Here is a 4,957-nt window from a genome sequence, read left to right as displayed (position 1 = left end):
AGCTCACCGGATCGAGGAGCTCCTGCCCTGGAACTGGAAGGCTTTGCGCCAAGAGGCGCTCACCGCCGCCGCGGCCTGAGCAGACCAGCCAGATCTGCTTCGCGATCCTTCACCGGCTGCGGCCCACGCCGGATGGGTACGGAGATGCGGCCGATTGCTGATGATCCATTGCTCCTGACGGGGCATTCCCATTCCCACGAACAGGATGTGTGGAGCAAACGCGGCAATGTCGGCCAGAATCTCTGCGTTTTCGGCAGACCCCGATGAGGCGTCGAAATACCCATGCCGAACGCGGATTTGCGCCTCTGGATACGAGAGGCATAGCTGGTCCGCAGCAGCCTGGGCCACGCCCGGCGCGCCGCCCAGATAGTAGACCCGCAAGGCCTTTCGGTTGGCGACACTCCAGAAGTGATCTCGCCAATCCAAATAGGTGCAGCGGTGGAAGGGGCGGCTTTGTAGGCCAAGAGCACGGGTGAAGGTGATGACCGGTGTGGAGTCTACCTCGATCAGGTCTGCGCCATCGAAGAAGGTGGCGAGCTGAGGCATGCGACGCAACAGGTAGAGGCTGTGGAGGTTATGGTTGGCGACCAGGTAGGGCTTGGCTGCGTCGACAGCCGCCTCAACATGGTGCATGACCTCTTCCGGCCGAACGAGATCGACCTTTGCGCCTAGCACCTCGATCCGCTCAAGCGCGCGCCGCGCCTTGCGAAAGGGCCTGCGTTCTGAGTTTCGCCGCTCCAACATCCACCTGACCTTCGGGGTGCAGGACAGTGCCTGACCCTCTTGTTTCTGAAGGGCAGAATAAGGGGGACGGGTTAAGCGGCCCTTTCGGAGCTTGAGCATTGGCTACAACAGCCTCGCGTCAGTCGGCAGCGTATGGCAGGAAGGCCCCACTATGCGGACGTGGCGAAACGGTAGACGCAGCAGACTTTGACCATTGGAGTGCCCGCGGAGAAATCCGCGGCGTAGAACCGCTCAAACTCGGGGAAGGCTAACGGGGAGACCCCAGGCTAATCCCGAGCCAAGCCCTTGCGGGGAAACCCGCCAGGGAAGGTGTAGAGACTAGACGGGCGGCGCCTAAGGTCCCTTGCGGGCTAGGGCGAAGGGATAGTCCAGACCACGAACGCTCAAAGGCTCTTTGAGCGGCGGCGAAAGTCGAAGTGGTATGAAAATCTGCTTTCCGAAAGGGAGTGCGGGTTCGAGCCCCGCCGTCCGCACCATCACCTTCACCAGGCGCGGCGACGCTTCACCGCCGCGGCGTTTCATGCGAACCCTTCCGCCCTTTCGGCGACATCGGGTCGCGGGAAGCTGATGCGGAGACCCTGGCCCAGCCATGAGCCCCCCCGTGATCGTCACCGGCGCGGCCGGCTTCATCGGCATGCATGTGGCTGAGCGCCTTCTGGCGCGCGGCGAGAGCGTCATCGGCGTCGATGACTTCAACGCCTATTACGACCCCGCGCTGAAGGCCGCCCGAGCGAGCCGGCTGGAGGCCAGCGCCCGTTTCCGCATGGAACGGCTGGATATCGCTGAGGCCGACGCCTTCGCCCGTCTGGTGCGCGAGAGCGGCGCGGTGCGGGTGGTGCATCTGGCGGCACAGGCCGGGGTCCGCTACTCAATCGAGAACCCCTTCGCCTATGAGCGCTCCAACCTCGCCGGCCATCTGTCGGTGATGGAGGCCTGTCGACATCAGACCGGCTTCGAGCACCTGGTCTATGCCTCCTCAAGTTCGGTCTATGGGGACCGGCCGGGCGGCGGGGCGGGTTTTTCCGAAGATGATACGGCCGCCGAGCCCGTCTCCCTCTATGCCGCCACCAAGCGCGCCTGCGAGTTGATGAGTTTTTCCTACGCCAGGCTCTACGGCTTGCCGCAGACCGGCCTGCGGTTCTTCACGGTTTATGGGCCCTGGGGGCGGCCAGACATGGCCTATTTCAGCTTCACCCAGAAGATCCTGGCCGGGGAGCCCATCGAGGTGTTTGGCCAGGGTCAGATGGCCCGGGACTTCACCTATATCGACGACATCGTCGACGGGGTCATCGGCGCTCTGGATCGTCCGCCGGAGCGCGGCGCCAATCGCCTCCTCAACATCGGCGACAGCGCGCCGGTGGGGCTGATGGAGATGATCGCGGTGCTGGAAGAGGCTCTGGGCCGGAAGGCGGAGAAGGTGTTTCGCCCAATGCAGCCCGGTGACGTCACCCAGACCTATGCGGATATCTCGCGCCTGCGCGCCCTCACCGGATATCAGCCTCAGATCAGCCTGGCGCAGGGTCTGCCGCGCTTCGTGCGCTGGTACCGCGATTTCTACGGCTGAGACGCTTAAGAGGGCTCCCTGAGCCCCTCGCCGTTATGCTGCCGCAACAATATTCGCCGATAAGGCTCTGCTGCGCAGAATGAGCGGCTTTCTGCTTGGCCGGCGCGGGATTTGCACGCTAACCGAGAGCCGGCGCCGGAATGGACCGGGGGGCTTAAGCTCCTCAGGACCGGCAGCCATCGTTCGGGGGACAATTCGCTTGGCCATCTATCCGGTGATCATGTGCGGCGGATCGGGCACGCGCCTGTGGCCGGCCTCGCGTCCGGCCCATCCCAAGCAGTTCCTGCCCCTGGTGGGCGCCCGTTCCATGTTTCAGGAGACCGTGCTTCGGGTAGCTGGCCTTGAGGGCGCAGCCCAGGTGGTCGTGGTCGCGGGGCTGGCCCATCGCGAGGTGATCGAAGCCCAGCTTTCCGAAATCGGGATTTCTGCCGCCGTCCTGCTGGAGCCGGAGGCGAGGGACTCTGCGCCGGCCATGGCCGCGGCCTGCGCCTGGATCCACGGCCGCGCCCCTGAGGGGATCGCCGTTGTCGTCTCGGCCGACCACCACATTCCCGACGATGAGGCCTTCCGTTCAGCGGTCCTGGGGGCCGTTGAGGGGGCGCGCCAGGGGCTGATTGTCACCCTGGGGGTGCGGCCTGACGCACCGTCCAGCGCCTATGGCTATATTTCGCCCGGCGACCAGGCCGGGCCCGTCTGGACCGTCGAGGCCTTTGTCGAAAAGCCCGACGCCGAGACCGCCCGGGGCTACATCACAGCCGGATACCTCTGGAATAGCGGCAATTTCGTCGTGCCCGCCGCCTTGCTCCTGGCGGAACTCGACGCCTTCGAACCGGCGATCAGCGCGGCAGCCCGCGCCGCGGTGGCGCCGGCGCTGGGCGGCGCGGGTGAAGCCCAGGTGCTGGGCGAAGCCTTCGCCACCGCGCCCAAGATCTCCATCGACTATGCGGTCATGGAGAAGACGAAGGCCGCCGCCGTGCTGCCGGTGGACTTCGCCTGGTCGGACCTGGGCGCCTGGGACGCCGTCTGGGCCGCCAGCGACCGCGACAGCCAAGGCAATGCGGTCCGGGGCGAGGCCCTGGCGCTCGACGCCCGCGACTGCCTGGTCCGGGCCCCCGTCGGAACCCAGGTCACCCTGATCGGGGTCAAGGACATCGCCGTCGTCGTCGATCAGGGTCAGGTCCTGGTCTGCGACCTGTCGGCCAGCCAGCAGGTCAAGACGGCTGTGGACCGACTGAAGGCGCAGGGCCGCGAGACTCTGCCAAGAACCGCTCCGTTCGACACGGTCGAGGGAGCGAGGTCCTGGTTTGACCGCTGGCTGCGCACCAGCGCTCTACCGCTCTGGTGGACGCTGGGCGCCGACCATGTGCGCGGCGGTTTCCATGAGGCCCTGACGCTGGACGGCGTCCCCGTCGAGGCGCCCAGGCGGTCCCGGGTGCAGACGCGGCAGACCTTCGTGTACGCGACCGCTGGCCAGATGGGCTGGCAGGGCCCGTGGCGGCAGGCCGCCTGGCACGGGATGACCTATTTCCTGCACCGCTACCGGCGGACGGACGGTCTGTTCCGGGCCTTGGTATCTGAGGCCGGCGAGCCCCTGGACGAGACCGCGGCCCTCTATGACCAGGCCTTCGCCCTGCTGGCCATGGCCACGCTCAACGCCGCTGACCCAGGCCATGTGGACCTGGCCGCCGAGGGGCGCAGGCTGCTCGACGCCCTCCAGGTCCTGCGCCATCCGGCTGGCGGCTTCCGGGAAGAGGGCGCCCATCCCTTCCAGGCCAACGCCCACATGCACCTGCTGGAGGCCGCCATGGCCTGGATGGACGCCGGCGGCGGACCCGAATGGCGGGCCCTGGCCACCGAGATCATCGAGCTGGCGCTCACCCGCTTCATCGACGCCGAAAGGGGTTTCCTGCGGGAGTTCTTCGATGCGGCCTGGACCCCGGCCCCCGGCGAGGACGGACGCCTGATCGAGCCTGGCCACCAGTTCGAGTGGGCCTGGCTGCTGGCCCGCTGGTCGCAGATGTCCGGCGAGCCCCGCGCCCTGTCGGCCGCCCGCAGGCTCTATGCCGCAGGGCTCCGTGGCGTCGACCCCGCCCGCGGCGTGGCCATCAACGCCCTGAACGACGACTTCACCGTCCGCGACGCCGCCGCCCGCCTCTGGCCCCAGACCGAATGGCTGAAGGCGGCCTTGATCCTGGGCGAGGACGCCTTGGCGCCAGCCCAGGCGCTGGCCCGCTACCTCGACACGCCTGCGACGGGCGCTTGGCGGGATGTGAGCCTGCCCGACGGTCGGTTCTGTCTCGAGCCCGCGCCAGCGAGCTCATTTTATCACATCGCCGCCGCCTGCCTGGCCCTGCGCCCGGTTCGTGGTTCTCAGAGGACTTAAGGACCAGCGCATGCAAGTGGCGATGATCGGGACTGGCTATGTGGGCCTGGTGAGCGGTGCGTGCTTCGCCGACTTCGGTCACGAGGTGACCTGCATCGACAAGGACGCGGGCAAGATCGAGCGCCTGCGGACCGGCGGCATTCCGATCTTTGAGCCGGGTCTTGAGGGCCTGGTGGCGCGCAATGTGGCGGCTGGCCGGCTGTTCTTCGAGACTGACGCCGCCGCGGCCGTGGCCAAGGCCGATGCGGTGTTCATCGCCGTGGGCA

The 4,957-nt window shown here is 67.1% G+C and carries 4 protein-coding genes; 3 read left to right on the top strand and 1 reads right to left on the bottom strand.

Annotated elements, in window-relative coordinates; all coding sequences use genetic code 11:
• Positions 1-3: 3 nt before the first annotated feature.
• Complete coding sequence (locus Q8K84_RS08075) at positions 4-843, bottom strand: WecB/TagA/CpsF family glycosyltransferase (RefSeq protein ID WP_305282092.1); 840 nt, start codon at positions 841-843, stop codon at positions 4-6.
• A gap of 490 nt (positions 844-1,333) precedes the next feature.
• Here Q8K84_RS08075 and Q8K84_RS08070 point away from each other — a divergent pair, with 490 nt between their 5' ends.
• From Q8K84_RS08070 to Q8K84_RS08060, 3 genes are all read left to right on the top strand, one after another.
• The gene (locus Q8K84_RS08070; protein WP_305282091.1) at positions 1,334-2,308 is read left to right on the top strand and encodes an NAD-dependent epimerase/dehydratase family protein; all 975 of its coding nucleotides are present in this window, start codon (positions 1,334-1,336) and stop codon (positions 2,306-2,308) included.
• A 199-nt stretch (positions 2,309-2,507) separates the two neighbouring features.
• Positions 2,508-4,691 (top strand): AGE family epimerase/isomerase, encoded by a 2,184-nt coding sequence (locus Q8K84_RS08065; RefSeq protein WP_305282090.1) that lies wholly within the window; start codon positions 2,508-2,510, stop codon positions 4,689-4,691.
• Between the two features lie 10 nt (positions 4,692-4,701).
• The coding region (locus Q8K84_RS08060; RefSeq protein ID WP_305280477.1) for a 2-dehydropantoate 2-reductase N-terminal domain-containing protein at positions 4,702-4,957 on the top strand (256 nt) is incomplete at its 3' end.

The organism is Phenylobacterium sp. (assembly GCF_030679875.1).
Lineage (GTDB): Bacteria > Pseudomonadota > Alphaproteobacteria > Caulobacterales > Caulobacteraceae > Phenylobacterium.
This window is presented reverse-complemented; position numbering and strand designations above follow the sequence as displayed.